The following is a 25,850-nucleotide window of genomic DNA, read 5'->3' as shown; positions in this document are numbered from 1 at the left end:
TCCGATGTCTACAGTCGCCAGGATCGATCCGTATCGTCTGCTGAATTTCGCAACCGCAGTCTACGTAGCGGCTGGAATGTCGCAGGAAAACGCGCATTTGTGCGCGGACACGCTCGTGCAGGCGGACTTGTGGGGACACCAGTCTCACGGCGTGATGCGGCTCTCGTGGTATGCAGCGCGTCTGAAGGCCGGCGTCTGCGATCCGAAGGCGAAGCCCGAACTGGTCATCGACGCGGGCGGCCTTGCGCTTATCGACGGCCACGACGGCATGGGCCAGGTTCTGACCGCAAGCGCCACACAGGAAGCCGTCCGACGCGCCAGGACCCACGGCATTGCGGCCGTCGGAATCCGCAATTCCAACCATTTCGGTACGGCGCTCTACTTCACGCTGATGGCGGCTCGGCAAGGCTGCGTTGCGTTCCTCTCGACGAACGCGAGTCCAGCAATGGCGCCCTGGGGAGGCCGAAAGAAGATCGTCGGCACAAATCCATGGTCCTGGGCCTGCCCGGCCGGCGCCCATCCTCCAATGGTGCTCGACATTGCCAACACCGGGGTCGCGCGCGGCAAGATCTATCTCGCGAAGCAGAAAGGCCAATCCATTCCGGAAGGATGGGCGATTAGTGCGGCAGGCGCTCCGACGACCGATCCTTCGGAAGCTATCGATGGAATCATCCTGCCGATGGCGCAGCACAAGGGATACGCGATTGCGCTGATGATGGACATGTTGTCCGGCATCCTGACCGGCAGCGGCTTCGGGGCCGAGGTGGCCGGGCCGTACCAGGCGGAACGCCGTAGCCGAGCCGGTCAGCTGATGATCGCGCTGAACATCGAAGCCATGCAGCCGCTGTCAGACTTCAACGCTCGAATGGAAGCGCTGATCGCTCAAATCAAGGCGGTGCCCCTTGCGCAAGGTTTCTCGGAAGTGTTCTATCCGGGCGAGATCGAGGCGCGCAACGACGCCAAGAATCGGCGCGAAGGCTTGCTGCTTCCGGAAGATACTCTGACCGATCTGATAAAGTTGGCGGGTGATTACAATCTGAAAGAGCTATTGCCATTTTGAGCCGGAGAGAACAATCGCCAAGGAGCGGACTCTACCTGCGTAAAATGAACATCCCTTCCGGCGTAGCTGGAGCGAGCGGAAGCGAAGACGGGCTGCCACCTCCCGCAAGCTATCCTGCAATCACAATCGGGAAAGACCGACACCGATCCCGACCAAAATATCGAAAACAACCCCATGCAAAGTAGCGGGGCCGTCCTCGGCAAGGATGCTTCGAATGATGCCGAGACATTTGACGTGTCGGGCAAATCACCGGCACAATTCGATCATGGGTGCCAGCGGCGTCCAGATTGATGGGGGCCTGAAATCGCCCGCCGTCTTCATACCTTTCAAGCACCCCCAGGAACATTTTGAAGCAGGTTGAGATCAGAGCTGACGGTGTGTGACAATCCGGACCGTGCCGGAGCCACCGCCCGACCATGCGCGCCGCGCGCTGGTTGGCTGCGAACGCCCTCGCCTGGCGGATGCGCCGATCCTATTCGATTCTCTGGGGGACGCCGAAGCAAACCCACTGTTCCGCACGCCGTGTTTTCTCATCAGAGAGCAGCGTAACCTGCCCCGGACCCGAACAGCGCAATGATAGACACGGGTCTTTCTTCGCCAGATCTACAGCGTCGGGCTTGACAGCAGCATGTTGGGCGATTAATCCATAAATCGTTGGATTGATGGAGTCTGGATGGCTCGCGGTACGCCACGCAGCAGGCATCATCATGCTCCGCGGCCGGCGGCAAAACTACCGGGCGACCTTCAGCTTGAGGAGGCGTCCGCGATGTTTCGTGCGCTTGGCGATCCAGCGCGGCTGCGGTTGCTTGCGCACCTGGCCGGTGGCGAGGTCTGCGTGTCGGAACTTGCGGAACTGGAAGACGACAATCTGACGACAGTGTCAGCCCGCCTGAAGACACTTTATGCGGTCAGGCTGGTCAAACGCAGGCGAGAGGCAAAGCACATTTATTACGCGCTTTCCGACGACCACGTTCTTCAACTGGTCGAGAGTGCGATTGAACATGCCGCCGAAAGGCATACCATCTGATCTCGGGCAGATGCGGGATCCAAGCCAAAGGAATGAACCATGACCGAATGTAACGAGAAGCATCATGCCAACCACACCCATCAGCATGGCCCGAACTGCGGACATACCGCCGTCCGGCATGACGGGCATGTCGATTATCTGCACGACGGTCATCTGCATCACATGCACGGAGATCACGTCGACGAGCATGTGATTGCTGTCAGCGCCACTAACCCCGCGCGCTGCACGCCCGATACGAAGTGCGCTCACACCCACGGCCCCCGATGCGGACACGAGGCGGTGCCCCATGGCGACCACATCGATTATCTCGTCGACGGACACTTGCATCACGTGCACGGCGACCACTGTGACGATCACGGCGCTTTGCAATTGGCCTGATCAAGCGAGGTCGTTCAGCGGACATCAAGATCTCAGCTCGTGCGAACCTGCGACTGCGGCCGGACGTTCCGCTTGACCTTGCTTCGATCGAGCTGAGGCTTGATGTGGCATTGCGTTTTGCGCGCCGGCTTCGCGGCCAGCCGGCCAAGCTCCTGCCCGCCGCGCTCCGCTTGAGCACTCAGCAGAAGCATCGGCTCGTGCAGCTCCTGCACGCCTTCGATGTTTATGCTGGCCAAGCGGATACAGCAGGCTGAAGCGAAAATCCGTCACCGAAGCCCGCGAACACTCAGGCGTAGGCAACCCAGCCGCGCCAGGTGAAGGCGGCGTAAAACAGCGCGACATCCGAGAAGCCCGCGTTCCACAGGATGGCTTCGTCCTGCTCAGGATCGAGCATCGGTACGTGAGCGTCCACCGTCGTGCGCATCTTCTCCACCTGCTCCGGATCGGCCCCCGACGCACGCGCGAACGCGGCGTAGCGCGACAGCCAGAGCGCACGTCCGCCTTCGCCCTGTGGGAAACTGCCGTGCGCCGCCACAAACGGGGCGCCGGGCTTGAGCCGTCGGTGCAGTTCGCGCGCCGCACGCGTGCGCTCCTCTACGTTCAGAAAGTGCAGCGTGAGAAGGCAGGTGGCAGCGTCGAACGGGCCATCCGGTGCATCGTCGATATAGCCCTCGCAAAAGGTCACGCGCGCCGCATCGGGACCGAGCAGTCGTCTTGCCTCGTCCAGCATGGCAGCCGCCGGATCGACGCCCAGGAACGTCCAGCCTGGATGGGCTTGTGCCAAGGCCCGCAACTCCAGGCCGCCACCGGCGCCGAGCACCAGCACACGCCCATCCTCCGGCGCACGCTCGGCCAGCAGGATCGCCGTCATGCGATGCAGGTCGTCCATGCCCGGCATGAACCGCCGTGGGCCATCGCCGTAACGCCTCGCAGTCTCGGGATCTTTGAAGGATGCGAGCATCGTTCGCATCTGGTCATCATTCGGCATGCGCCGTCTCCAGGTCGTGGGACTGTTTGAGCGTGGCCAGCCGCTGGTGGAAGTCAGCGCTGAGCTGGGCGAGCGTCACCTCGGCGAAGCGCGATAGCAGCATGGCTTCGGCTTCCTCGAAGGCGCGCCCCAGTGCGGCATTGACCGCCTGCTCGACGAGGCAGTCGGGCGATTCCATCCGATTCCCGATGGCCAGAAGCGAAGGTTCGCCCAACGCCTGGTAGACGTCGCGCAGGGTGAGCCTCGAAAGATCGCAATTTAAAGTCCAGCCACCACCGTGCCCTTTTTCCGAGCGCACATAACCCCGCTCGCGTAAGCCCGCCATGATCCGGCGGATTACCACCGGATTGGTCTGCATCGCCCTCGCCAGCATCTCGGATGTCGCCGGTCTGTCCTCCTCGGCCATGTGCAGCAGCACGTGCAGCACGCCCGACAATCGACTATCTCGTTTCATGTAACTTGAGATATTACGTGACGCCGGTAGAGTCAATGTGCGCGCGGCTTGCCGGCGCAATCGCCGCGTGAACGGGGACACAAACCTTCGAAATTCTTCGTCCACCACCAACGCATGACTTCTTCGCCACGGTGCACTCGGCCGCGACTTCCGGGCGGGGCTGCGTCGCCAGCCCTGCGATGGCGGTGCAGCCAACCTCCGCCCATGACAAGCGCTCAGGCCACCATGCTAAGGATAAACAGCGGTTTGTCGTGTCGGTGGTTGCGGATGATTCCCTCCCTGGGCAGCAAAACTGCGATATTTGCGACTTTCTAGGAGAGTCCGCGATGGACGACTAAGTCTTGCGATCGCGAGTGAACCAAACAAGGCGAATCGGCCACGTTGGGTGATGCAAACCACCGACGTGCTCGATGTTCCCTGGATTGAAGGCCGGCTTGATCATTCCCATTGAAGGGTTCGCCGAAATACGGAGCGGCTTGGTGAGTAAGGGCCGCGTTGAGCGGATATCGTCGCGCACCACGGCGAACGCGCCAAGGAGCAGAAACTACTCGCCTGGAGCGCTCGCCGAAAGCTATCGGGTCCGCTTGAACAATCTCAAGAAGTCGCAGTTTGCAATTTGAGACCGTAGTCGCTGGTTCAGTGCTCGTCAGGATCTCAGCGGCCGGACGGGGAGTAAGACCCGGGAATCAGCACTCCCTGACCGTTTATTATCTCCTGCGCCGGACGCTTCCTGTGGTGCAAATTGGCGTCATACCCAAGGTTGTCGCTAACATCGTCTTTTCCGCCCACCATAGAACGGATTTGCTCGTCGGGATCGACATAGCCCGATGAACCGCCCGAGCCCGTATCAGTCGAGGAGTTCATAGAGAAGGCAGACGCATTATGCGTGCAAAGCAGCAAGGCCGCCGCCGCGGTCACAACCGAGATAAAGCGCATGGGTGTCGCTCCAATTCAGGCGGCCATCCTAGCGCATGCACGACGGCAAAACTGTTACGTCCGCGCAACATGTCTCAAAGATCGCCCAGCCGGCTACAAGCTAGGTCCGCATGGTGGCTTCAGCCCCTCCGCCAGCTTTTAGCCAAAGTGATCCTCTGCCATAACGCCAATTCTGCGGCGCGCTTGTATATCAGCGCCTTGTTCAGTTCCGCACCGAAACCCACTCCTCTTGATCTTTGCAGCGCGCCGCGAACTGGGGCGCAGGTCAGAGCGTGCGGCACCGCGGCGATCGGCCAACAAGTCCTCGCCAGAGACACATCAAACGTGATCGCCCGCGCGTGTGGTCGCCCTTGACAGTATATCGTCGTGCTGAGACGTTATGTTATAACATTGCATGTGGGCATTGTCGCCTCGGCTGCGTCTGTCGCACGTTGCGCGATGGTCTCCGGAAGGAAGTGCGCGGAGGAAACTACGTTCGCCTCCATCTTTGAGCAACTGTAGTCATTGGCTTGGCTGAATGGCGGCGCAAGGACAACCGAACTGCGGCGCGGCCTAGCATGTCGAGAGAATCAATATGCGTCCAAACAGATCGATTCGCAGTGCATCCGTCACACGCTTGCTGCAGCATATTGCAAAAGCAATCCCGGTTCGGGGACTCGATCGCTCGCTTCTCGTCTGTCTGCTCGTTCTAGGTTTCTGCGTCGGTGCAAGCGCGTCGGAAACGGATTGCAAAGGTAAGCCCGACGCACTTGGCGTCAGTCGTATCATCGCCGTCGATCCCACGGAACATCCTAGGATCGGCACCATGCAGTATCCAGAAACGCTGCCGCTCGCCGACCACGAAGTCGTTCTGACATTCGATGATGGACCATCGCCGCGATACACCGATCGCATTCTCGAAGCGCTGGCGGCCCAATGTGTCAAGGCGACCTTTTTTATGGTTGGCAAAATGGCGAAGATGTTTTCGGATGAGGCCAGAAAGGTCGAGACGGAAGGCCATACGATTGGAACGCACAGTTTTCGTCATCCGTTCACGTTTAACAAAATGACCGAAAGTCAAGCTGGCGAGGAGATCGACAAAGGCGTCGAAGCAGTCCAAGCCGCACTCGGAGACCAGGCCAAGCTTGCTCCCTTCTTTCGGGTGCCCGGATTCCTGACCTCGAAATCGACGGAGGATGCGCTTGCTTCTCGCCGTCTCATGACGTGGAGCACGGATGTCACCGGCGATGACTGGAGACCGATCAGCAGTGCCGAGGTCGTGAGGCGTGCGATGTCAAGATTGGAAGCGCAGGGGCGGGGCGTGTTGCTCCTTCATGATCTTCACGAACGTACTGTTGCGGCGCTTCCAGAACTTCTCAATGAACTCAAGCAAGAAGGGTTCAAGATCGTTCAAGTCGTTCCAGCCAGCACGACGACCCCCAAAACCGAAACGACCCCTGATCAATGGCGCCTGCCTCCCCCTGCGGCTGTCGCGGCCGAGAGTGAAAAGCCATCCGCGGCTGAAGCACCCACAAAATCCGCAGCTGCTATCCATAAAACGAAGACCTCGACGCGACTCGGGAAAGGCATTCGCAAACTAGCGAGCGTGAGCCGTTACCGAAAGTCGGGGCACATTGGCGTTCGTCACCACGCCAATCTCGCTTGTCGAGCACGTAATCACAGAAAAAGCCAACCCGGTTCATGCTCGGGCATATCGTAGACCGATCCGAAAGGGCAATTCGTTGGATGCTGTCAACGAGTGCCGCTTCGCTGTGCAGGCAAAGCGCTTATTCGCCGCGTTCAACGCGAGCTGGCACGCCATGGCATAAGCGCGGCTTTCGATGAAACATCTCCTATCCAGTCTTTTTCCGGCAGCCGTCTGGCTCATCGCCATTTCGAGCGGCGCATCGGCCCATCCTCACGTGTGGGTGACGAATCATACGGACGTGATCTACGACGCGAAAGGGCAAGTGACGGGACTCCGGCACGCCTGGACCTTTGATGAGATGTTTTCGGCCTACGCCATCCAGGGCATCGATCATAAAGAGAAAGGATTGTTCACCCGGGAGGAGTTGAGTGGGCTCGCCGAAGTCAACGTGACGTCCCTCAAGGAATTTGACTATTTCACCTTCCCGCGCGCGGACGGAAAGAAAGTGCCCCTGCTCGACCCGACTGACTATTGGATGGAGTACAAGGACCCAGCCTTGACGTTGCATTTCGTGCTCCCGTTCAAGACGCCCGTTGCTGCCCGACGGTTGCAGGTTGAGATTTACGATCCGACGATTTTCGTAGATTTCGAGCCGGCCAAGGACACGCCGGTGTCTATGGTCAATGCGCCGGCAAGCTGCCAATTGCAGGTGGACACGCCTCATACGCCGACAGCGGGCGAGCAATTGCGGCTGGGTCAGCTCGACGCCGCCCCGCTTGATCCATTCAGCAGCTTTGGCGAAATCTTCGCGAACAAGTTCGTTGTCAATTGTCCCTGACCAACGGGCCGAGGACGCTGGCGTGGCAGTGAGGCGAGCACAGCGGTTTCGAGCTGCCTTGGCTGAACGAAACTCAGGACGACGCAGGTCGCAATCCGCCACCGCCCTTGTGGCGCTCGCCAGTGGAATGCGATCCACGGCGAACAATCCCGTTAGGCCGATAGCCCCTGGATCATGACCGCCATGCCCAGGATCCAACACGATTAAGGGAACATCACTCTGAGTGGAGAGAGCAGGCCCACCACCAATAAGCGGCAAAAGGCCAATTCCCAAAAATGCGGCGATTGCCTCGCGGCGTCGTAGTCCTTCAAACGCCGTGCCTGAGTGACCGGGCTGTGTGCCGCCGGTGGCGCGGATCATAGTAGGCGCTAGTATCCCCTTTTGTTAGAGGGTGAGTCGTAATTCATGATCGGGATGACGCTCGAAACGAGAGAAATCCCACCTTCGAGAAAAAAGCCGCCGTATCACTCAGCCATGATTCAGCCCCGCAGCGCGTTGATCGTCCGCCGATTGCAGTCTTTTGTGCGCGAATCGAACTCTACTTCGAAATTTGCGGAGCAAACAGGCGACGCATCGCATCCTCATAAAACAGGAATTGGTCCGAGAGAGGTTGTTCTGGCGCTCTCCGCACTCGCGTCGCGACCAGAGAATCGTTGATGTCCCCGGCGAGTGAGCTCATGCAAGGCCGTCCACGAATCTCCTGCTCCCGTCACTGGCCGACCTGGAAGGTGAAGTGCTGCCCTCGGTCGTATGCGTGTCGACCGAGATCACGTGCCAGTTGACGTGATCGGTGCCGGCTCCGCCGGCCCGCAACGGGACTAACATCTGATTGCCGCTGATACGGGCCTTGCCGCCATTGACGCGCTCGCCGGCGTAGTTAGCTTCAATTCGGAACGCGACTGTCATCTCGCCCAGCGACGTGTGCTGACACGCCATGAATGGCGTCTTTGCCCGGTTCGGATCTGCGGTTAGATGTTTACCGCGTAATGGTGGAGAGCACCGGTCCTGTTGGCGGTTAATTGGATTCTGGCGCAACTATCTGCATAGGGCGCTCTCAGCTCAGGGCGCCGCAATATGCCAAGCGCCGTTGAGTTTTCCGTCACCATCGGTATCGCCGGGCGCTTTGTCGTTCTTCAATGTGTACAAAGGTCTTCCCTTGTAGGCCCACATCTTCCTTCCATCGTCGCGCACGACGATCGTCCAATCGCCCGAAGGCTTGTCGGTATCGGACGCGAGCAGAGCCGGCCAATTTTCGGCGCACGGTCCGTTGCAGGCGGATTTGCCCGGCATGCCCTTGTCCTTATCGAAAACATAAAGAGTCATGCCCTTGGCATCGACCAGCGCCTTGCCCTTTGGGGTGTCGCCTGTTCTGGCCGGCGTCATCTGCGCAAAGGCCGTCGAAACCATGAGAACTGTGCTGACCAGCAGAACTCCCGCGCTCTTGATCATTGGATCATTCCTCTCCGCCAGGGGATTTACATCCGGTCGAACACCTGAACCGGCAAATTATTCCGAGAAGATCCGTGATTTGGTCCCTTCACGCGGGAATAAGACCGAGACCACAAGAGTCCTCGCCCGCGCGATGTCGCAAGCAGGAGAGATTCATGGTCAACAATCAAATAGCCACAGCTACGCAACAAAGGCAGCTGCGGCATTGCTGGCTGTCACAGCTCTTTTGTGCAATCCGGCAAATGCAGCGGGCAATATCAGCCGCGGGGAAGGACTCTATCGGGGCTGCCAGGATTGTCATTCCATCGAGAAGAACGACGTGGGTCCGAGGTCCGATGCACAAGGGCATCGTTGGCCGTGCTGCCGGCACCGTGCCAGGCTACAATTACTCACCAGCATTGCGGAATGCAAAGATCATATGGACCGAGCAAAACCTGGACAAATGGCTGAACAATCCGCAGGAGCTTATTCCAGGGACAAAAATGTTCTACGAAGTCAAGAATGCTCAGGACCGTGCCGATATCATCGCATTCCTCAAAGAACGCGCGCGCTGACTGCGAAGAAGATTGACAAATTCAGTCCCTCCAATCGCTCCCGTGTGGTTGGTCGGCTTTGACGAACCGTTCATCCGACCCTGCACAAAATCGAAATTGTTGCCGCTGGAAGCGTGCTGAAGACGGCGAGCGCTATGATCGCAAATCCCAGCATCCTTTGCAGCCGAGGCGACTTTGCCCGCATGCGCAACCATGGCAGTCCAGCACCGGCGCCCACAACCGGCGGCAACGTGCCGAATCCAAAGCCGATCATGACGGCGGCACCGTTGAGCCATGAGCCCGACAGCATCGCATAGAACAGCGCTGCATAGACCATCGCGCAGGGAAGAAAGCCCCAAAGGCAGCCGGCCAGGAAAAATCCCGCAAAAGATGGTAGCCGAAAGGATCCCGATATCGAGGCAAAATTGCTGCTTGCCGCAGCCGCCAGACGGACGAGCGGGGCTGGGATCGGAACGGCGCCCATCATCGACAACCCAATCCATCCAAGCGACACCGCCGCAGCCCAGCGTAGCACGATATGTGCAATGGAGCGGTCGAGGACGCCAAATAGACGGGTACCCAGGCCTCCGACGGCCATGCCCGCGATGACATACCCAGTTATCCTTCCGGCGTTGACCAGGAGGTTGCTGCGGTACAGGCCACGCAGAGGCTTTCCCGGCGCCGGCGAAGTTGCCATGCAAAGGCTCGCCGCGATCCCTGAACACATGCCAAGGCAGTGCAGGCTCGATGCGAGGCCCAGGAGAAACCCGGCGACAATAAGAGGTTGACCGAAATCGAACATGACGGCATTCCGCGAATGTCACCTTCCTAGCGTAGCGGCGCATGCGCAGATTTGCGCTGTATCAATCTGGACAGTCGCTACCCTTCGCTCACCAGGCCAATTCCGCAATGAGTTGCAATCGACAAAACACCGAACGCGCACGCGAAGCGGATGAGTTCGAGCAAAGGATGTGCTCTCGTTGCCGAACCATTCACCAGCGACCACAAGCCGCCGATATCCAAAAGATAGAGCCCAAGGCCAAAGGTCAAACCGACACAGAAGCCGGTAAGGAATGGGACAACAACGTTCAAAAGCACCCCGCGCATGGCCGTCAGCCTCTGGCCGCGTCATCCAGGAGTTTTCTGATCTTCTCGCGCGTCGTCGCCTCCGGCTCCTGGTAATTCAGCAGGCCGACGAACTGCCCCTTCGGGTTCATCATGTAGACGGCCGCCGTGTGATCCATCGTATAGTCACCGTCCTTCAGCGGCACCTTGCGCGCGTAAACGCGATACTCGGTCAGGATGGCGGCGATATCGCGTGGGGAGCCGGAAAGCCCGGCAATGCGTGGATCGAATGATGACAGATAGAGCCCAAGCTGCTCAGGCGTATCGCGCTGCGGATCGACGGTAACGAATGCAACGTTGAGCCGGTCCGCGTCCGGACCAAGCTCCTTGAGCCGCTCCGTTAGATCCAGCAACGTCGTTGGACAGATATCGGGGCAGTTGGTAAATCCGAAGAACATCAGGGTGGGTTTGCCCAGATAGTCCCGTTCGGTCACCCGCCTGCCGTGCTGATCGACCAGCGAAAATGGCCCGCCGATTGCCGCCGTCGCTTTCGAATGCGTGTCGCTGCGGAGATAGTTACGAGTTGCGGTGACGGCGCCCGCGAAAACCAACGCGCCCACCACTACCCCGAGGAGCCAAATGGCGGGGTTCATTTTTTCGGTCCGATCCGAAGCGGCCTTGCGAAGATTCCGCCAATACATTTTTTGGACTCCTATCGTCAGGGATTTGCAGCCACCGGCTGCTGATGAAGCGGCGGGGTTGATGACGTCAGCGCCGCCAAGTGGCCCGGTTGTCGCGGTCATCCGTCCGCGCCGCATCGGTCCTGCAGGCGAGCGCAAACCATGACCAGATCGTCCTGGTTGGGCCCAGCAAAGCGCGGTATGCTCTGTGCCCGGTCACGCCAAGTGACGGCGGTCATGCGGCCGGCAGGTTGGACGATATGGGAATCAGGCGAGCGGTGGGCCTCTCGGGCCGTACGCGGCTATGGTTCTCACCGGCACTCGCGGCGCGGGTGGTGGCGCGACGCTCTCAATCTCAATCGACGTCCGGGTCGCCAATTCGCCTCCTGACGGCGGCGGCAATCCGGGGGCGTGGATCAGGCAGCAGAAATCACATCGCGGAAGATGAGCGTGGTGGCTGTCGGAATCGCTGTTTCCGTTCCCACCACAGATCGGCGGAAGGGTCCCGTCGGGTAGAACGAACTGGGTAACGTCGACCGCAATCGGATCAGACCGATGCGCAAATGCGAAGCTCGTACTGGCAAGAATATAGAAGGCCAACGCGACCAGTCTTACCGCTCTGCACCGGATCAGGTTTGGCGGCATCAGTCGCGTAGCAAGATGGCGTCGTCTGGGGTCCATCAGAGCGTGCCATGCTTAGGCTTTTGGACCGACATACGATCGCGGCCAACAATCGCTCGCGAGGAGCTCGTTGGCTTGGACGCGAACATATCTGGATAGATCATGATGCCGATGACTGGCCGAGCCGGTCGGGGCGCACTCTGCTCAGCCCTTACCGAGGGCACAAACAAACCGGCGAGTGAACTCGCCATCAAGACGGCATTGAACTCCCGCCGATCCATTTGCTCCTCCGGCACGCTGTAGCAGCGACGCCGCTACATCTTCTTCATATCCATCTTCTTCATGTCCATTTTCCCGCCCATGCCGGAGTCGCCAGCCGGTCCCTGTGCGCCGACACCCTCGACATCGAACGAAACCGTCACCTTGCCGGCCTTTTCGAACTCAAGCGTGATGGGCAGCTTTTCGCCCTGCTTCAGCTGGCCTTTCAAATCCATCAGCATCACATGATAGCCGCCCGGCGCGAGCTTGACGGTCTTGCCTGGGGCGATTTCAAGCCCCTTCTCCAGCGGGCGCATCTTCATCACCCCGTTGCTCATGGACATCTCGTGGACTTCAACTTTGCCGGCAACATCGCTCGAACCACCGATCAGCCGATCAGGCGCGCTGCCCTTGTTTTCGATGGTGAGATAGCCAGCGCCCGCTTTCGCGCCACTCGGCGTCGCCCGGCTCCAGGCCTGGCTGATCACAAGGTCGCCGGCCTTGACCTCGTCAGCCATCGCAACGGACGAGCCGACAAATACCAACGCGAGGGCCAGAAGTATCTGCTTCATCTTGCACATGTCATTCACCTCTCAGTTAAAAATGCTTTGCAAACGTAGCAGCATGTTCTTGCTGTTAAGGATGCTCGCGGTCTTCATGAGGGTTGCCTCCCATCACGACAGTTCCCTCGAACGTTGATAGCATCGTCCGCTTGACCGGCGATATGGTGCTTTCGGCGGTTTGCAATCTTTCCGCAAGATCGGCCGCATCGGATGCGGGAACGCCGGCCTGTTGCAGCGCCGCGGCTGACGTTATCCCGTCTCCGCTGCACAATATCAGCGACCACTTGCCGTCGCGCCGTTTTAGTAAAGCGCGGCCTCCGTGCCCGTCCTGGATCCAGTCGGCGATGGCGTAATCGTTCGCGGCAACGACGGGGTCGACGACAAGTGGTGCGCCAGGCTTGTCGAAGGTATCCATCAGCAGCTTTCGGATCGACTGTTCGGCAGATTCCGCGAGCGCAATTGCACTCCCCAGCCAGAGCGCGAAGGCGGCAGCCAGCATTCGGATCGTCATCTTGCCGAATCTACCGGGCATTCAGGCCGGTCTCCAACGTAAGGGCCACTTCAACGCCCAACCAGTAGCTGCGATTGCGATAACCGATAACCCGAAGATGGGCAGAAGCAGGCTCATCACGCAAAGCGGAATAACCATCCCATTCGACCAGCGAACATCCCGAGCGGGAGGAATGCCGAACTGTCCTTTTGGGCGTCGAATCCACCAGGATGCGACGCCCGTCGCGCTGAGCCAGATCAACGAAACGGCAAGCAGCGTATTCAACCAGAGATTCAGCGGGCCAAAGTCGCCCTGATGAACATGAACACCGACTGCCACCAGCCGCGGAATGATCGGGAAATCGCGGTTGCGGAAATCGCCGGCGATCTTTCCGGTCGCCGCGTCGGCGATGATGGTGCGATCGTCTGACAGCGAGGATACCCGGTTGGTCACGAACAATGGCGCCCCCTGCCAGGGCGACAGTTGGATCGCGATCGCGCCGGTTACGCCGCGATCGCGGGCGGCTTGCGCGATGGCATCGATGGGTGCTCCCGCAGCGGCCATCTGGGCTGCGGTCGCGCCACCGGTCGAGAAGCCGGCCGGGCTCTCCTGATTCAGCGCATATTGAACGCGCGAGAGCACCTCACCGCCCCAGAATGACGTCCAGGGCAACGCGCTGATGAGGAAGAACAGCAAGACGCTGGAAAAGATCACGGCAACGACGGCGTGCAGATCACGCAGGAGAACGCGTGGGCCGGCGTCAAGCCGCGGCCGCAATGCCTGCCAAAAGCTTCTGCCGCGAGGCCACCACAGATAAAGTCCCGAGACGACCATGACAATCGCCCAGCAGTTGCCGAGTTCGAGCAGCCAGTTGCCGGGCTTGCCCAGCGGCCATCCCGCGTGCAGGGCTCGGCTCAAACCGGGCAGCCATTGTGCCGACGTCAGCCTTCCGAGAACGTGGCCGCTGTGGGGATCGACAAACACGGGGTAAGGCAGCCCGTCCGCCCCCTGCATGATGACTTCGGTGCTCCGGCGCGGATCATCGGACAGGACGATTTGCTGTACGGGAAGCGCATCTGAATCCAGCGACATCAGCTCATGATGGCTGCGGCCCAGATGCGCCTGTTCCGGTGCCACCCCTACCCGCTCCTCCCCACCCAAGAATGAGACAGCAGCCGCGAGTTGTTCGCTCGGAGGGACAATCGAGGGTGAGCCCGCCACGAAGCGAAGGTCCGGATATTGGACGTCCATCCACCATTCCGACCACAGGTACAGCGTGCCTGTCGTGCTTTGCCAAAGCACAAAGGGAATGACGATCAGCGCTGCCAGGAAATGCCAGCGCCAAAAAACGGGGTACAGACGAACTGGCCTGACCGCGATCGTCATGTTTTCAGCCATGTGCGGTTCTCACCTGCGGCTAAGCCCTAGAGTTCGGCACGGATCGAGGCGAGGAAGGTGCGAGGCGCGCCCGGGAAAATACTAAGCCGCGACGATGAGTTCTGGTAGTAGACCGTGTCGAACACGTTCTTCACATTCAGCTGCAGCGTCACCCGCTTGAACTGTGTCTCCGGCGGCGGCTTGAACTGGTACTGGATCATCGCGTCGACCCTGGCGTAGGCCGGCAAAATGAAGCTGTTCTGGTTGTCGCCCTGGCGGTCGCCGACGGCGACAACCCCTGCCCCGAGGCTCAGGCCGCGCCAGCGTCCGTCGGCATCGTATTTCGCCCAGATCGCACCCGAGTTGTAGGGCACGTCCTGCAGCCTGTTGCCACTCTCGTCCACGACATTGGTCGGCGGATAGAGCGTGCCGTTGACGATATCCTGAGCGCTCGGCCCCTGACCGTTGACGATACGCGCGTCGTCGTACGCGTAGCTCGCTATAATGCTCCAGTTGTCGTTGACGCGGCCCGTAACATCCAACTCCACGCCCTTGCTCTCGACGCGGCCCACCGGGGTCGAGAATGGTGTGCCTCCGAGGACTTGCACGACGTTGGACCTGACGATGTCGTACACCGCAAGCGTAGCCGTGAGCCTCTTGTCGAGCAATTCTGCCTTGACGCCAGCTTCATACTGCGTCGCCGAGTCCGGCGGGAACAAGGGCTGTCCCGGCACGGGTATCGCGTTTATCACGCTGAATGACTTTGTATAGCTGCCGTAGAATGAAAGCCAGGGAACCGGCTGAATCGTCAGGCCAAGGTGTGGACTGAAGGCTTGGTCGTTGGCAGTCTGGAAGCCGACCCCGGTCGTGGGGTTATACGGCCCCTCTGCTTCAGCATCGGAATTCGTGCTGTAGCCGTTCCCGTAGCTTGCCCAATCATATCGCCCGCCGAGCAGCAGGTGGATGCGGTCCTGCGCGAACGAAATCACATCCTGGCCGTAGACGCCGGTCCACTGCTCGCGCAGCGGATAGAAGCTGTTGCTGGGCAGCGGGCTGTAGGTGCCGCTGTAATCCGGCGCGTAGATGTTGATCGGCCCGATTGTCGGGTTGTCGCCGAAGAATGCCTCGATGTTCTTGTCGAGATAGAAATAATCCGTCCCGAAGAGCACAGAATGGTTGAACGGACCGAGGTCGAACTTGCCCTTGAGGTCGAGGTTGGTTGCGACCGTCTGCGTATGGACGTGAGCATCCCAGACGTTGCGGTTCAAGACGCCCGTTGCTTCATCGAACGAATCCACCCCGTTAAGAAATTGCCGATACTCCTGATTGTTGAAGGCAAAGCGATTGGTGAGGCTCCAGTCCTTATTGAAGTCGTAGGTCCAGTCGTAGCCGATCAGCTCGCGTTCCTGGCGGTTGGGATTGTTGACCGTCAGCGCGGGCGCCTGCAGATAGCGGCTCACCGGAATGTCCGCAGGCCGCGTCCCGACAGCCGGAATGCCCATCGAATTGTCGACAAAGCTCGACTTCTGGTACTCGACATCGACATTGAGCCGGAACTGGTTCGTCGGGTGCCAGGTGATCGTCGGCGCGACAAAGAAGTTCTTGCTGTTGACGAAGTCGGTGAAGGAGTCGGCCTTGGTGTAGTCGAGATTGACCCGATAGAGCCATGTCTTGTCGGCGGTCAGCGGTGCGGTTGAATCGATTGTCGTGCGCGTCAGCCCCCACGAGCCGAACTGCTCCTGGAGCGACGCATAGGGCGTGTCGAGCGGCCGTTTCGGCACAAGGTTGACGATGCCGCCGGGCTCCAACCGGCCGAACAACATGGCGGCCGGCCCCTTCAGGACCTCGATCGATTGAAGGTTCGCGGTCTCGATGCCCGTGATTTCGAACAACCGCAGGTCGTTGCGATAAATGTTGGCGTTGTCGAAACCGCGAATGTTGAAACCGTCGTAGAAATTGTTGCTGTCCGATGTCACGCTCGGCGGCTGCACGCTGCTGACATAGCCGACAACAGCGTCGCGCACCGAGATGTCCTGGTGATCGTCCATGGTCTGGCGTGGGACCACCTGGACGTTGATCGGCGCCTGCAAGAGTGGCGTGTTATCCTTCGTTGCCGCCACGGGAGCGTTGAAATCGACCGTGTAGCCGGTCATCCTTCCGCCCAGACCCGCCCCAGTCTGGCTACTGGCGACCTCGCTTGGCGGCTTAATCTCCTGAGCAGGTGTTGCAGTAGCGCGCGCAGGAGCCCGGACCGGGTGTCGGCTCTCCCGCGCGACCTTCGGCTTCTTGGGACTCGGCGGGTTGATGACAACCGGCGGCAGGCTTGGCTGGCTGCCGCTCGAGCCGTTATCGGCCGCGGCCATCGTGATTGCGTTAGCCGAATTTGTCGATGAACTTGGCGCAGCAACTTGCGCGAAAGACTCAGCCGGCACGGCTGCAATAGATGCAGCCGCGCACAGCGCGGGCAAAAAGCGGGACATAAATCAACTCCGTACGACGTCAACCAGATTGGGATCGGTTAGACGGTCGCGGGAGGTCCTTGCGAGGAGCGTGGCTCGTGTTGCCTGCCCGAAGATATCGCAAGCCAAGCCGTTGTAATCGCTGAAATCTCCAGCGCAGGCTGATTTTGCAGGCTGGGAGAGGCATCCGGCAAAGGCGGAACACCAGAGGCAAAGGCGCAGATCGGACATCCGGTGTGATGGTCAGGGGACTGCGCAGGCGGCTTCTGGGGGGCGTTCGAACCTGCCGCTTCGACGTTATGACAGATGGCGTCAAGCTCGCCGGGCACGGCCATCTGCGTCGCGACAACCGCAGCCAAAATCAGCTGAATCGCGAACAGATAGGCGGTTGCAACACCGACTACCCCTTTCAGCAATGACTTCGTCCGCACGCCGACCACAGAAAGCCTCCGCTGGCCCTCTAACATTTTCTTTATGTCGAGTGCCAGCCCAAGCGTGGCGGAGAATTCGACCGCCCACTGAAAAACAGACGCTGAAGCACGGCAGCAACACATCGTGGAATAAGCTTTATCGGCGTTCGGGCGGATCATCTCGACATGCGTCCGAATCCGCGTTCAACCCTTGCCCTTGACGCGGAAGATCACCGGAAGCGTGAAGCTCAGCCCCTCGTCTGCCACAGCCGGCGGCGGCTGCGGTACCGGATCGGACCGGTGGATCATCGCAAGCGCGGCCTCGTCGAAGGCGGCATCACCAGACCCCTTGGCGATGCTCGCCGACAGCACATGGCCCAACCGATCCAGCACGAAGCTGACCAGGATTTCGGCGCTCTTTTGCGCGCGATCGACCGGATAGCGCTTGTGCCGGTCGAAATGGGCGACCAGCTCCCTCTCCCACTTTACTTTGACGCGCTGCAGGCTTGCGCCGATGCCTTGCGCTGGCGCCACCGAGTGCTCGCCTTGCGGAACGTTCTCTGAGCTTGGGGCCGCGGTGGCTTCCGCGGCGACGGATTCCTGCGACGCCGCTGTCTGCACGGCCGCGATCTTCGCCTCGTCCTCGACCGGCTTCTTGACATCGTTTGGGGTGACGACGCGATCGGGATCGTCGGTCTCCCTCGGGGCATCCTTGGGCAAATCGGTTTCTTTGACCTCCGCCTTCTGTTCGGGGATGGCGGGAGAGGCGACCGAAGCGTCGGAATCCGGACCGGGCGGCAGGTCGGACGGATCCTGCTTCGGCGAGCTCAGTTCCAAGCCGACTTCGATCGCCGGCGCGCCCAGGTCATCTTCAGGCTCGTCGGTCTTGAGATATGATAGCCCCAACGCAGCACCGCCGAGATGAAGCGCAACCGCGCCGGCCGCGGCCATAGCCCACAGCCAATGCGAGGTCTTCTGCGAAGCGTCGAGATCCGTCATATTCGCCCCTGCCCGGCGTCTCACGGCTTTACCACCTCCGGGACGCCCTCGAGCGCCACCAGCTTGATCTTGGCGTAGCCGCCGGCGCGCAGGATCTCCAGCACGTCCATCATCTCGCCATAGGGCACCGTGCGATCGCCGCGGATGAAGACGAAACGATCCTTGCCCGCGCCGGCTGTGCCATCCAGCGCGAGCACAAGCTCCGAGCGTTTGACCGGCGTCTCGCCGATCCAAAGCGACAGATCCGGCCTGATGCTCACATAGACCGGCTTGTCCGGCTTCTTCTCCGGCATGGCAGTCGAAGAAGGCAGATCGATCGGCAGATCGACGGTCGAGAGCGGCGCCGCCACCATGAAGATGATGAGCAGCACCAGCATCACGTCGATGAACGGCGTGACGTTGATCTCGTGCGCCTCGGCGAACTCCTCGTCGTCGTCCAAACCGCCTTCAGCAATCGAAGCGCCCATTTGACGTTACTCCGCTGCCCGCCCCAGCCCACTCGCTTGGGCGCGATCGAGATCGCGCGACAACAGCCGCGCAGCCGCGCCCGAGGCGCGCGCGACCAGTTCGAGATAGGTTTTGGTCACCCGCGCGAAGTGATTGTAGATGATAACGGCGGGGATCGCCGCGGCCAGCCCGATCGCGGTCGCAAGCAGCGCCTCCGCAATGCCCGGCGCGACCACGGCGAGGTTGGTGGTCTGCGCCTTCGAGATGCCGATGAAGCTGTTCATGATGCCCCAGACCGTGCCGAACAGGCCAACAAACGGCGACGTCGAGCCGATCGTCGCCAGCATCCCCATGCCGAATCGGATGCGGCGCGCTTCGGCACGTGAGATTTCGGCACAGCGCGAGGCGGCACGTTCCTTGATGCTGTTGTCGCGGGCAATTCCGGCCGACAGCTGCTCCTCGTGGGCCGCCGCATCGAGCAGCGCCGTCAGCACCCCGCTTCTTTCGCCAAGCGCCAGCTTGGCCTCCGCCAGCGATTTTGCATTGCCGATCTTCTTCAGCGAGGCCGCGAGCTTGCGCCGGATGAACGACAGCTCGAAGGTCTTGGCAATCAGGATGGTCCAGGTCACCAGGGACGCAAAGGCCAAGGCGCCCATCACGATCTTGACCAGGATGTCTGCCGACAGGAACATCGACCACGGCGACAATTCGTGCGGGACAGCCAGTTGCGGCTTCAGGGGCCTCGCCGCGTCCGCTTCGGACGTCCCGGTTACAGGGGCCGCAACCGCTGGCGCTGCGGCTTCGGGTGGTGCTTCGGCCGGACTTGACGACACCGCGGGCGCCGGACTCGGTGCCTGATCCTGCTGCGCAACTGCAACGGACATCAGCAACGAAAGGGCAAGTGCGGCTGGAAGCAATCTTCTCATCATCGGAGTTCAACCTGTGCGCACGACGTTCATGGAGCCCGCGTTACCTCAGACTGGCGAGACCGATAGTTCAAGACATCTGAGCGATCGACGAGATGACTTGAGAAACTGGCAACGCTCGGATCGCCGATCAAGCAAGTTCCGCGCGGTGCTATCGCTCTTGCTTTACGCTCTGGCATACCATAGACGAAATCAGAAGCTAACAGTCAGACGTCCGTTCACCGAACGCCCCGGCCCCTTGACGCTGTTGCCGTAGACAGCCCACGAACCCATCATCGACACAGCCTTGTAGTCGACCAGATCAGCGCCCCCGAGCGGGAGGTAGTAGAGCTGGTTGAAAAGGTTGTCCACGCCGAGGTCCACTCGCACATACTCCCACCGGTAGCCGGTCCGGAGATTGACCAGCGCGTAAGCTGGCGTCGTCAGTTCGTTCCGCATCTGGCTGACATCGTCCTTCGCGCCAACCAGTTGCAGTTCGAGGCTGTTGATCCACCCCCCGAGCCGGTGATCGAGCGCGAGCTTCAGATTGATCGGCATTTCGACACAAGCGCGTACGGCAAATCCGCTCATCGACGGCAACGGAGAAGGATCCTCGGAGACTTAGAATGCTGCGCAGGGCACGTCGATCGGACAAATAGTCCCGGCTGCAAATTGCGGATGCGACTTGCCCGACATGGGAGCGAGATTTGCATCAATGCCAGTGAAGACACCGACGCTGGTGATCCGCGGTGACCGCGACATGTTTGCCGACCAGGGGCTGGCGGCGAAGATTCCGGGGGCGCAGGAAAGGATCATCGCGGATGCCACGCATTGGGGGCCATACGAACGCAACCGGGATCACATTATCGATGCAGCCGAGCGCTTCCTCGCGAACGAATGACTTCTAATCCTGGGTCAAAGGATTCCAGCTTTTGGACGAGCTCAACGAGCTTTTCGTTTTACCGAACTCGGCGCAAAATTGACCACCCTTGGATGCCCCACTGGTCTATTGCGGAGTGAAAACGGGAGCAGCCGGCCATGGAACGCATCACAGCAACACTCGATGAGGATCTGGTCGAGGAGCTCGATCGCTTCCAGAAGGATCGTGGCTATCAGAATCGGTCGGAGGCTCTTCGCGACCTCGTTCGCGCCGGGCTGCAGGAGGCAACACAGGAGAATGAGAGCGGCGGCGCCTGCATCGGTGCCCTGGTCTACGTGTATGATCACGAGGTCCGAACGCTTGCCAAACGGTTGACGATCACGCAGCACGATCACCATGATCTATCGGTCGCGACGCTTCACGTGCATCTCGATCATCATTCCTGCCTCGAAGTCGCCCCTGTTGCGCGGCGCCTCCGCTAAGGTCCGCCATTTCGCCGAGCACGTCATTGCCGAGCGCGGCGTTCGCCACGGTCGGCTCGTGGTGGTTCCAGTCGCGCTCGAACCGGAAACGCATGTCCACGGTGGCGGCAAGCCGCGCGCCCATTCGCATGCCCATGTTCGCGGTCCCGCAAAGCGGAAAGAAGCCCGCGGCTAACTTGCCATCTTGATGGACAGTTGGTTTCCAATCGTCGCGCTCCTGCCGACTGTGCAGCGCTGGCTTAAGGCTGCAGCCGCTTCAGTATTCAATTGAGTTCAAAAGAGTTTGCAATCCGCGCAGCCGGACGGCAGGGGATGGCACGGGTCTTGCTCAACTCCGAGTAAGATGATTATTTAAATTCATCATACGCGCCTAGGCTGACTTCGCGAGCATTCGGCATGTGGTGTTGCCGTCCGGTTGAGTAGATAATTTGGGGGACGAATGTTGTCGATCAGCCGGGCGCCGGAGTGCCACCGATCATTACGGGGCGTGTGATGTCATTGCGCGCGCGTTTGCTGACGTCCACGTCGCTTTTGCTCTCGTCCGCCTGTGTCAGTGCGGTTGCGCAGACCCCGGTTGCGCCGTCTCCATCGGAGGAGCAGGCGCCGGCTGTCTCCACTCCGGCATCGCCGCCCTCGCCCGCGGGTGAGGCACAGGGCACCGGAGCGGGCGCGTCTCCACGATCCGGGGGAACGCTACTTCCCACCCTCATAGTCCGCGCGCCGCGACCGCGGCGGCCTCCCACTGCGCCGAAAACGGCGGGAGCTCCATCCAGCAGACCCGCAGAGCCCCCGGCCTCGTCTTCACAGCCAGCTTCGCCCTACGAGACCGGCGCTCCCAACGTCGCAGGCGGCGCCGCGATGGCGCCGAGCATGGCAAGCCAGATGACGGTTTCCGGAGAGGACGTCAACGCGCGCCCGATCACCCGTCCCGGCGAGGTCGTCGAGGTGGCGCCTGGGCTGATGGCGATCATGCATGCCGATGCCGGCAAGGCCAATCAGTATTACCTGCGTGGCTGGAATCTTGATCACGGCACGGATCTCGCGACATTCTGGGACGACATCCCCATCAACCTGCCGACCCATGCCCATGGTCAGGGCTATACCGATCTCAACTGGCTGATTCCGGAGACAGTCGGCAGCGTGGAGGTCCGCAAAGGGCCATACTGGGCCGACGTCGGCGATTTTGAAAATGCCGGCAACCTGCATCTGTCCGTGCGCGACAGCGTCGAACGGAACATCCAGTCGGTCACGGTCGGCAGCTTCGGCTATCAGCGATACCTTTCACTCGGCTCGACTAAGATGTCAGACGGCACGCTGCTCTACGCCGGAGAGTTCAATAGCTATGCCGGCCCGTGGATCACTTCCGACGACATGAAGAAGTTCAGCGGCCTGTTGCGCTACAGCCAGGGCACGGCAACCGACGGCTTCTCCATCACCGGCATGGCCTACACCAACACCTGGAATTCGACCGACCAGGTGGCGCTGCGGGCCTACACGACCGGGCAGATGGGGCTTTACGGCGAGCTCGATCCAACCGATGGCGGCGACACCAGTCGCTTCTCGCTCTCCGGCCGCATCGCGCAGTCAACCGATGACGGCTCGTGGAAAGCAAATGCCTATCTCGTCAAATACACGATGGATCTGTGGAACAATTACACCTGGTTCACCAACGATCCGGTCAATGGCGATCAATTCCATCAGCACGATGACCGCCTATATGGCGGCGGCGGTGCCTCGCGCACGTTCGATGGCACGTTTGCCGGTCTCCGCACCGAGACCGTGGTCGGCGTACAGGCCCGCTACGACGACATCGCGAGTGCACTCAATTATTCCTACCAGCGTCAACTGCTGACGCCCTACATCAACGACCACGTCGGCGAAGGCAATGCCGCGATCTATGCCGAGAACACGGTGCATTGGACCGACTGGCTGCGAACCATCGCTGGCTGGCGCGGCGACTATTACGCCGCATCGGTCAATTCGATGCTGCAGCCGACAAACTCCGGCAATGTCCAGGAAGCTATCGGCAGTCCAAAGTTTCGCATGGTCGTCGGTCCCTTCGCCAAGACCGAGTTGTTCCTCGGCGCCGGTATGGGCTACCACAGCAACGACGCACGTAGCGCGACGCTGACCGAGGTGCCCGGTCAGCCGGGGCAGCCCGAGGGCGCCTCGCCGTTTCTGGTGCGCTCGCGCGGCGCCGAGGTCGGGGTCCGCAGCCAGGCGGTTCCAGGGCTCGATAGCTCGGTCAGCTTTTTCTACATCCATCAGGCTTCAGAACTGTTCTTCGATGGCGATACTGGCGATACGGCGGCGGGCCTGCCGAGCGTGCGCACGGGGGTCGAGTTCACGAACAGCTATCGGCCGTTCTCGTGGTTGCACATTGACGGCAACCTGGCGCTCTCGCACGCTCGTTTCATCGGTTACGACGACACGCAGGCGGCGCTCTATCAGTCGCTGGCCGGCTTTCCGCAAGCGCAGATCGGCAACGCGCCCGGCAACTACGTCTACAACGCGCCGGGGATGGTGGCCTCGGCCGGCGTGACGCTGGGCGAAAAGACCGGCTGGTTCAGCACCATGCGCTGGCGCTACATCGGCTCGCGCCCGCTGACCGAGGATGGGGTCTTCCAGTCGCCGCCGCTCAACCTCATCAACGCAGGCGTCGGCTATCGTTTCGAGAATGGCTGGCGCATCCAGCTTGATGCCCTCAATCTGCTCAACTCGAGGACAGACCTCGATACCTATGCCTATGGCTCGCTGCTGACGACCGACGCGATGTTTGCCATGTGCTACCCGACGGCAAAGATCCCCGCCGCGGTCTGCCAGAACGGCGTGATGGACTATGTGTACCATCCCGTGGAGCCGCTGGCGTTTCGGCTAACACTTGCCGGTCCGCTGGAGTCGATTCCAACAATGGACGTTCGGGCCATGGCCGCCGAGATGAAGCGGTCGTTTCCGGCCGACCCCCTCCAGCCGGCAGCCTACGACTGGAAGGGCTTCTCTCTTGGCGCTCGTGTCGGCAGTGCGTGGTCCCGCACCAGCGGCGGCACTTTCGATCCGACGAGTGGCGCCACGTCAGCTCCGATCTACGGGTCGCCGCCCGACTGGCACGGCGGCATCCAGCTCGGCTATGACTACATGCTGCCGTCGCGCCTCGTGCTCGGCATTGCCGCCGACGTGTCGTCAGGCGGCTCCAGATCGACAACGACGACCAATGCCGCGGGAAGCAGCACCGCGCAACTGACCGTATTCGACAGCGAGACCGTGCGCGCGCGCATTGGTTACGCCGCGGACAACGTCCTGCTTTACGGGACGGCCGGCTGGGCCTGGTCGAGCAATCAATACATCCGTACCCAATTGACGGGAACGCTCAACCTGGCGACGGCGGGCACCGAGGAAGCGGTCAACACCTATCTGAGCGGGTGGACGGCGGGGGCCGGAATTGCCGTCGCAATCGCCCGGAATTGGAACGTATTCGCCGAATATCGCCATACTAGTTACGGCAACTCGACGGTCGCGCTGCCTTTCTCGCAGTTGTCAACGACCTCGGCCGTCACCACGAACGAAGTCGATATCGGCGTGAACTACAAGTTCGATTGGGGGCCATCGTCCGCTTCCGCTTCTCGTGCGTTGGCCAAGATGGATTCGCAGCGGCCGGCCGCAACAGTGTCGCCTGTGGTCTGCCACCCCTGCGACTGGACCGGCGTCTACATAGGCGGCGATGGAGGCTATGGCTGGAACTCAGCCGACAGCGTGCCTTCGGATGCGATGGGCGTGCCGCTCGCATCACACGTCTACGGTGTCCGTGGTCCGCTTGCCGGTACGTTTGTCGGCGGTAATTACCAGTTCAATCGCCTTCTGGTCGGCGTCGAAGGCGATTGGCAATGGTCAAACCTGACCGGCAACAATCAACAGCTAGCTCCGCTTGGAGCGGCAGGTGTATCGCCCGGCGGTCCATTTACGGTCTCTACGACGATCAAGGACTACGCGTCGATCCGCGGCCGGCTCGGTGTCGCCTTCGATCGCTGGCTTCTATTCGGCACCGGTGGCTGGGCATGGGGCAATCCAGCGATGTCCTATGCGCCGCTCGGCTCGGCGCCCTTGGCGACCAACGGCGGCAACATGTCGTCCGGCTGGACCGTCGGCGCGGGTCTGGAATATGCCCTGACCGATCACGTCCTCGGCCGTATCGAATACCGTTACACCGATCTCGCGACTCCCGGCTTCGTGAATGCAGCGGCCAATCTCGCCAATGCCGGCCAGCGCGGGGCAATCAGCGACACCCGGCTCGGGTTCGCCTACAAATTTGCCGGCGGGGCGCCGTTGTAAGGGATTGAAGACCGCGCACGCACGATCAAGTGGAAGCATCGTGCTCGCCGACAAACATTTGATGTTTGAAAACGGCCGAAGCCTGCGCGAACACCTGCTCGTCGGGACGGTAGCGCCTACAACACCTCCTGCGCGCCTCCGCTGTGCGACAATTCTGCTCCGATCTCGTCGAAACGACGCATTCGGTAGACCAAGATGGAAATCAACCAACCCGCGATGAAGACGCCAACGATGAGGTAACCGTCGTCGTCGCACAGTACCTGATCAGGCAGTGTTCTGACGGCCGGTGCAGTTCGCCGCGCCCGTCCCTGAAAGAACGCGGCCCCACGCTTTGCCCATGCCTCCCGCTTTCCGGCCTCTTTTGTCTCGGCCAGCGCGATCAGGGCTCCTGCCAATTCGCCGGCGGTAAGTGTGTCGGCTCCCGTGACGATGACGAGTTCGCCGAGCTGCTATACTTTGCGGCTCTTGAGATCACGCGCCTTGTCCCCAAGCGCTTCAGTTCAGCATCAAAGTCTCGTGGCTTCCGCATCGTCGTCTCCATTAGTGTTGATGGAGAAATGATAGTCGAGCGATCGGCGCAATGCTGTAAGGTCGTCAG

At 60.7% G+C, this 25,850-nt stretch carries 26 protein-coding genes and 2 pseudogenes; 10 read left to right on the top strand and 18 right to left on the bottom strand.

The window, feature by feature from the left end; genetic code table 11:
* Positions 1–4: 4 nt before the first annotated feature.
* The 4 genes from VFB05_RS10025 (at position 5) to VFB05_RS10010 (ending at position 2,719) form a co-directional block, all read left to right on the top strand.
* Complete coding sequence (locus tag VFB05_RS10025; protein WP_325011692.1) at positions 5–1,060, top strand: Ldh family oxidoreductase; 1,056 nt, start codon at positions 5–7, stop codon at positions 1,058–1,060.
* 673 nt (positions 1,061–1,733) lie between these two features.
* Positions 1,734–2,087 (top strand): metalloregulator ArsR/SmtB family transcription factor, encoded by a 354-nt coding sequence (locus VFB05_RS10020; RefSeq protein WP_325011689.1) that lies wholly within the window; start codon positions 1,734–1,736, stop codon positions 2,085–2,087.
* Between the two features lie 39 nt (positions 2,088–2,126).
* Complete coding sequence (locus VFB05_RS10015) at positions 2,127–2,465, top strand: hypothetical protein (RefSeq protein WP_325011687.1); 339 nt, start codon at positions 2,127–2,129, stop codon at positions 2,463–2,465.
* Between the two features lie 104 nt (positions 2,466–2,569).
* Entirely contained in the window at positions 2,570–2,719 is a 150-nt protein-coding gene (locus tag VFB05_RS10010; RefSeq protein WP_325011685.1) for a DNA -binding domain-containing protein, read from the top strand.
* A gap of 32 nt (positions 2,720–2,751) precedes the next feature.
* Here the strand turns inward: VFB05_RS10010 and VFB05_RS10005 are convergent, their stop codons facing one another.
* From VFB05_RS10005 to VFB05_RS09995, 3 genes are all read right to left on the bottom strand, one after another.
* The gene (locus tag VFB05_RS10005; RefSeq protein WP_325011683.1) at positions 2,752–3,453 is read right to left on the bottom strand and encodes a class I SAM-dependent methyltransferase; all 702 of its coding nucleotides are present in this window, start codon (positions 3,451–3,453) and stop codon (positions 2,752–2,754) included.
* A complete protein-coding gene (locus tag VFB05_RS10000; RefSeq protein ID WP_325011751.1) occupies positions 3,443–3,907 on the bottom strand; it encodes an Rrf2 family transcriptional regulator in 465 nt (154 codons plus the stop codon). The genes VFB05_RS10005 and VFB05_RS10000 overlap by 11 nt, the downstream gene beginning before the upstream one ends.
* Before the next feature lie 654 nt (positions 3,908–4,561).
* Positions 4,562–4,843, bottom strand: coding sequence for a hypothetical protein (locus VFB05_RS09995; protein WP_325011681.1), 282 nt, complete (start codon positions 4,841–4,843; stop codon positions 4,562–4,564).
* Positions 4,844–5,417: 574 nt separating this feature from the next.
* On the opposite strand from VFB05_RS09995, the gene VFB05_RS09990 reads away from it, so the two are divergent.
* Positions 5,418–6,542 carry a polysaccharide deacetylase family protein gene (locus VFB05_RS09990; protein ID WP_325011679.1) on the top strand — a complete coding sequence of 375 codons (1,125 nt, stop codon included), beginning with the start codon at positions 5,418–5,420 and terminating at the stop codon, positions 6,540–6,542.
* A gap of 121 nt (positions 6,543–6,663) precedes the next feature.
* Positions 6,664–7,308: a DUF1007 family protein gene (locus VFB05_RS09985; RefSeq protein ID WP_325011677.1), complete on the top strand. Its 645-nt coding sequence runs from the start codon at positions 6,664–6,666 to the stop codon at positions 7,306–7,308.
* 675 nt (positions 7,309–7,983) lie between these two features.
* Here the strand turns inward: VFB05_RS09985 and VFB05_RS09980 are convergent.
* Complete coding sequence (locus VFB05_RS09980) at positions 7,984–8,244, bottom strand: copper resistance protein CopC (protein ID WP_325011675.1); 261 nt, start codon at positions 8,242–8,244, stop codon at positions 7,984–7,986.
* A gap of 123 nt (positions 8,245–8,367) precedes the next feature.
* Positions 8,368–8,757: a hypothetical protein gene (locus tag VFB05_RS09975; protein ID WP_325011673.1), complete on the bottom strand. Its 390-nt coding sequence runs from the start codon at positions 8,755–8,757 to the stop codon at positions 8,368–8,370.
* 335 nt (positions 8,758–9,092) lie between these two features.
* On the opposite strand from VFB05_RS09975, the gene VFB05_RS09970 reads away from it, so the two are divergent.
* The gene (locus VFB05_RS09970; protein ID WP_325011671.1) at positions 9,093–9,311 is read left to right on the top strand and encodes a hypothetical protein; all 219 of its coding nucleotides are present in this window, start codon (positions 9,093–9,095) and stop codon (positions 9,309–9,311) included.
* A gap of 70 nt (positions 9,312–9,381) precedes the next feature.
* Here the strand turns inward: VFB05_RS09970 and VFB05_RS09965 are convergent, their stop codons facing one another.
* The 12 genes from VFB05_RS09965 to VFB05_RS09910 all read right to left on the bottom strand — a co-directional run bounded on the left by VFB05_RS09965 (position 9,382) and on the right by VFB05_RS09910 (position 20,122).
* Positions 9,382–10,092 carry a sulfite exporter TauE/SafE family protein gene (locus tag VFB05_RS09965; protein WP_325011669.1) on the bottom strand — a complete coding sequence of 237 codons (711 nt, stop codon included), beginning with the start codon at positions 10,090–10,092 and terminating at the stop codon, positions 9,382–9,384.
* Between the two features lie 77 nt (positions 10,093–10,169).
* Positions 10,170–10,397: a hypothetical protein gene (locus VFB05_RS09960; protein WP_325011667.1), complete on the bottom strand. Its 228-nt coding sequence runs from the start codon at positions 10,395–10,397 to the stop codon at positions 10,170–10,172.
* Positions 10,398–10,402: 5 nt separating this feature from the next.
* On the bottom strand, positions 10,403–11,158 hold the full coding sequence (locus tag VFB05_RS09955; protein WP_325011665.1) for an SCO family protein: 756 nt from the start codon (positions 11,156–11,158) through the stop codon (positions 10,403–10,405).
* Between the two features lie 812 nt (positions 11,159–11,970).
* Positions 11,971–12,495, bottom strand: coding sequence for a copper chaperone PCu(A)C (locus tag VFB05_RS09950; RefSeq protein WP_325011662.1), 525 nt, complete (start codon positions 12,493–12,495; stop codon positions 11,971–11,973).
* A 55-nt stretch (positions 12,496–12,550) separates the two neighbouring features.
* Entirely contained in the window at positions 12,551–13,009 is a 459-nt protein-coding gene (locus tag VFB05_RS09945) for a copper uptake system-associated protein (RefSeq protein ID WP_325011660.1), read from the bottom strand.
* Entirely contained in the window at positions 13,010–14,365 is a 1,356-nt protein-coding gene (locus tag VFB05_RS09940; protein ID WP_325011658.1) for a PepSY domain-containing protein, read from the bottom strand.
* 26 nt (positions 14,366–14,391) lie between these two features.
* A complete protein-coding gene (locus tag VFB05_RS09935) occupies positions 14,392–16,497 on the bottom strand; it encodes a TonB-dependent siderophore receptor (protein ID WP_325011656.1) in 2,106 nt (701 codons plus the stop codon).
* Between the two features lie 365 nt (positions 16,498–16,862).
* Entirely contained in the window at positions 16,863–17,393 is a 531-nt protein-coding gene (locus VFB05_RS09930) for a DUF2946 family protein (RefSeq protein ID WP_325011653.1), read from the bottom strand.
* Positions 17,394–17,417: 24 nt separating this feature from the next.
* Entirely contained in the window at positions 17,418–18,212 is a 795-nt protein-coding gene (locus tag VFB05_RS09925; protein ID WP_325011651.1) for a TonB family protein, read from the bottom strand.
* 20 nt (positions 18,213–18,232) lie between these two features.
* Positions 18,233–18,679 carry a TonB system transport protein ExbD gene (gene exbD, locus VFB05_RS09920; RefSeq protein ID WP_325011649.1) on the bottom strand — a complete coding sequence of 149 codons (447 nt, stop codon included), beginning with the start codon at positions 18,677–18,679 and terminating at the stop codon, positions 18,233–18,235.
* A gap of 6 nt (positions 18,680–18,685) precedes the next feature.
* A complete protein-coding gene (exbB, locus tag VFB05_RS09915; protein ID WP_414643174.1) occupies positions 18,686–19,588 on the bottom strand; it encodes a tonB-system energizer ExbB in 903 nt (300 codons plus the stop codon).
* A 189-nt stretch (positions 19,589–19,777) separates the two neighbouring features.
* Positions 19,778–20,122, bottom strand: a complete 345-nt coding sequence (locus VFB05_RS09910; RefSeq protein ID WP_325011647.1) for a hypothetical protein — start codon at positions 20,120–20,122, stop codon at positions 19,778–19,780.
* Positions 20,123–20,279: 157 nt separating this feature from the next.
* On the opposite strand from VFB05_RS09910, the gene VFB05_RS09905 reads away from it, so the two are divergent.
* The 3 genes and pseudogenes from VFB05_RS09905 to VFB05_RS09895 all read left to right on the top strand — a co-directional run bounded on the left by VFB05_RS09905 (position 20,280) and on the right by VFB05_RS09895 (position 25,252).
* Complete coding sequence (locus tag VFB05_RS09905) at positions 20,280–20,465, top strand: hypothetical protein (protein WP_325011645.1); 186 nt, start codon at positions 20,280–20,282, stop codon at positions 20,463–20,465.
* A 137-nt stretch (positions 20,466–20,602) separates the two neighbouring features.
* Positions 20,603–21,101, top strand: a pseudogene (nikR, locus tag VFB05_RS09900) (nickel-responsive transcriptional regulator NikR).
* 707 nt (positions 21,102–21,808) lie between these two features.
* Entirely contained in the window at positions 21,809–25,252 is a 3,444-nt protein-coding gene (locus tag VFB05_RS09895; protein WP_325011643.1) for a TonB-dependent receptor domain-containing protein, read from the top strand.
* 281 nt (positions 25,253–25,533) lie between these two features.
* Here the strand turns inward: VFB05_RS09895 and VFB05_RS09890 are convergent.
* A pseudogene (locus VFB05_RS09890) lies at positions 25,534–25,781 on the bottom strand (conjugal transfer protein TraD); the annotation flags it as partial.
* Positions 25,782–25,850 lie beyond the last annotated feature (69 nt).

This window comes from Bradyrhizobium sp. (assembly GCF_035652035.1).
GTDB lineage: Bacteria > Pseudomonadota > Alphaproteobacteria > Rhizobiales > Xanthobacteraceae > Bradyrhizobium.
The sequence above is the reverse complement of the archived record's forward strand: the minus strand, read 5'-3'. Positions and strand labels throughout refer to the sequence as shown.

What these genes read in the sequence shown, in the direction of transcription:
- VFB05_RS10025 (WP_325011692.1), top strand. Translation starts at nt 5, where the DNA reads ATGTCTACAGTCGCCAGGATCGATCCGTATCGTCTGCTGAATTTCGCA.
- VFB05_RS10020 (WP_325011689.1), top strand. Translation starts at nt 1,734, where the DNA reads ATGGCTCGCGGTACGCCACGCAGCAGGCATCATCATGCTCCGCGGCCG.
- VFB05_RS10015 (WP_325011687.1), top strand. Translation starts at nt 2,127, where the DNA reads ATGACCGAATGTAACGAGAAGCATCATGCCAACCACACCCATCAGCAT.
- VFB05_RS10005 (WP_325011683.1), bottom strand. Translation starts at nt 3,453, where the DNA reads ATGCCGAATGATGACCAGATGCGAACGATGCTCGCATCCTTCAAAGAT.
- VFB05_RS10000 (WP_325011751.1), bottom strand. Translation starts at nt 3,907, where the DNA reads ATGAAACGAGATAGTCGATTGTCGGGCGTGCTGCACGTGCTGCTGCAC.
- VFB05_RS09995 (WP_325011681.1), bottom strand. Translation starts at nt 4,843, where the DNA reads ATGCGCTTTATCTCGGTTGTGACCGCGGCGGCGGCCTTGCTGCTTTGC.
- VFB05_RS09990 (WP_325011679.1), top strand. Translation starts at nt 5,418, where the DNA reads ATGCGTCCAAACAGATCGATTCGCAGTGCATCCGTCACACGCTTGCTG.
- VFB05_RS09985 (WP_325011677.1), top strand. Translation starts at nt 6,664, where the DNA reads ATGAAACATCTCCTATCCAGTCTTTTTCCGGCAGCCGTCTGGCTCATC.
- VFB05_RS09980 (WP_325011675.1), bottom strand. Translation starts at nt 8,244, where the DNA reads ATGGCGTGTCAGCACACGTCGCTGGGCGAGATGACAGTCGCGTTCCGA.
- VFB05_RS09975 (WP_325011673.1), bottom strand. Translation starts at nt 8,757, where the DNA reads ATGATCAAGAGCGCGGGAGTTCTGCTGGTCAGCACAGTTCTCATGGTT.
- VFB05_RS09970 (WP_325011671.1), top strand. Translation starts at nt 9,093, where the DNA reads ATGCACAAGGGCATCGTTGGCCGTGCTGCCGGCACCGTGCCAGGCTAC.
- VFB05_RS09965 (WP_325011669.1), bottom strand. Translation starts at nt 10,092, where the DNA reads ATGTTCGATTTCGGTCAACCTCTTATTGTCGCCGGGTTTCTCCTGGGC.
- VFB05_RS09960 (WP_325011667.1), bottom strand. Translation starts at nt 10,397, where the DNA reads ATGCGCGGGGTGCTTTTGAACGTTGTTGTCCCATTCCTTACCGGCTTC.
- VFB05_RS09955 (WP_325011665.1), bottom strand. Translation starts at nt 11,158, where the DNA reads ATGACCGCGACAACCGGGCCACTTGGCGGCGCTGACGTCATCAACCCC.
- VFB05_RS09950 (WP_325011662.1), bottom strand. Translation starts at nt 12,495, where the DNA reads ATGTGCAAGATGAAGCAGATACTTCTGGCCCTCGCGTTGGTATTTGTC.
- VFB05_RS09945 (WP_325011660.1), bottom strand. Translation starts at nt 13,009, where the DNA reads ATGCCCGGTAGATTCGGCAAGATGACGATCCGAATGCTGGCTGCCGCC.
- VFB05_RS09940 (WP_325011658.1), bottom strand. Translation starts at nt 14,365, where the DNA reads ATGGCTGAAAACATGACGATCGCGGTCAGGCCAGTTCGTCTGTACCCC.
- VFB05_RS09935 (WP_325011656.1), bottom strand. Translation starts at nt 16,497, where the DNA reads ATGACCGGCTACACGGTCGATTTCAACGCTCCCGTGGCGGCAACGAAG.
- VFB05_RS09930 (WP_325011653.1), bottom strand. Translation starts at nt 17,393, where the DNA reads ATGATCCGCCCGAACGCCGATAAAGCTTATTCCACGATGTGTTGCTGC.
- VFB05_RS09925 (WP_325011651.1), bottom strand. Translation starts at nt 18,212, where the DNA reads ATGACGGATCTCGACGCTTCGCAGAAGACCTCGCATTGGCTGTGGGCT.
- exbD (WP_325011649.1), bottom strand. Translation starts at nt 18,679, where the DNA reads ATGGGCGCTTCGATTGCTGAAGGCGGTTTGGACGACGACGAGGAGTTC.
- exbB (WP_414643174.1), bottom strand. Translation starts at nt 19,588, where the DNA reads ATGATGAGAAGATTGCTTCCAGCCGCACTTGCCCTTTCGTTGCTGATG.
- VFB05_RS09910 (WP_325011647.1), bottom strand. Translation starts at nt 20,122, where the DNA reads ATGCCGATCAATCTGAAGCTCGCGCTCGATCACCGGCTCGGGGGGTGG.
- VFB05_RS09905 (WP_325011645.1), top strand. Translation starts at nt 20,280, where the DNA reads ATGCCAGTGAAGACACCGACGCTGGTGATCCGCGGTGACCGCGACATG.
- VFB05_RS09895 (WP_325011643.1), top strand. Translation starts at nt 21,809, where the DNA reads ATGACGGTTTCCGGAGAGGACGTCAACGCGCGCCCGATCACCCGTCCC.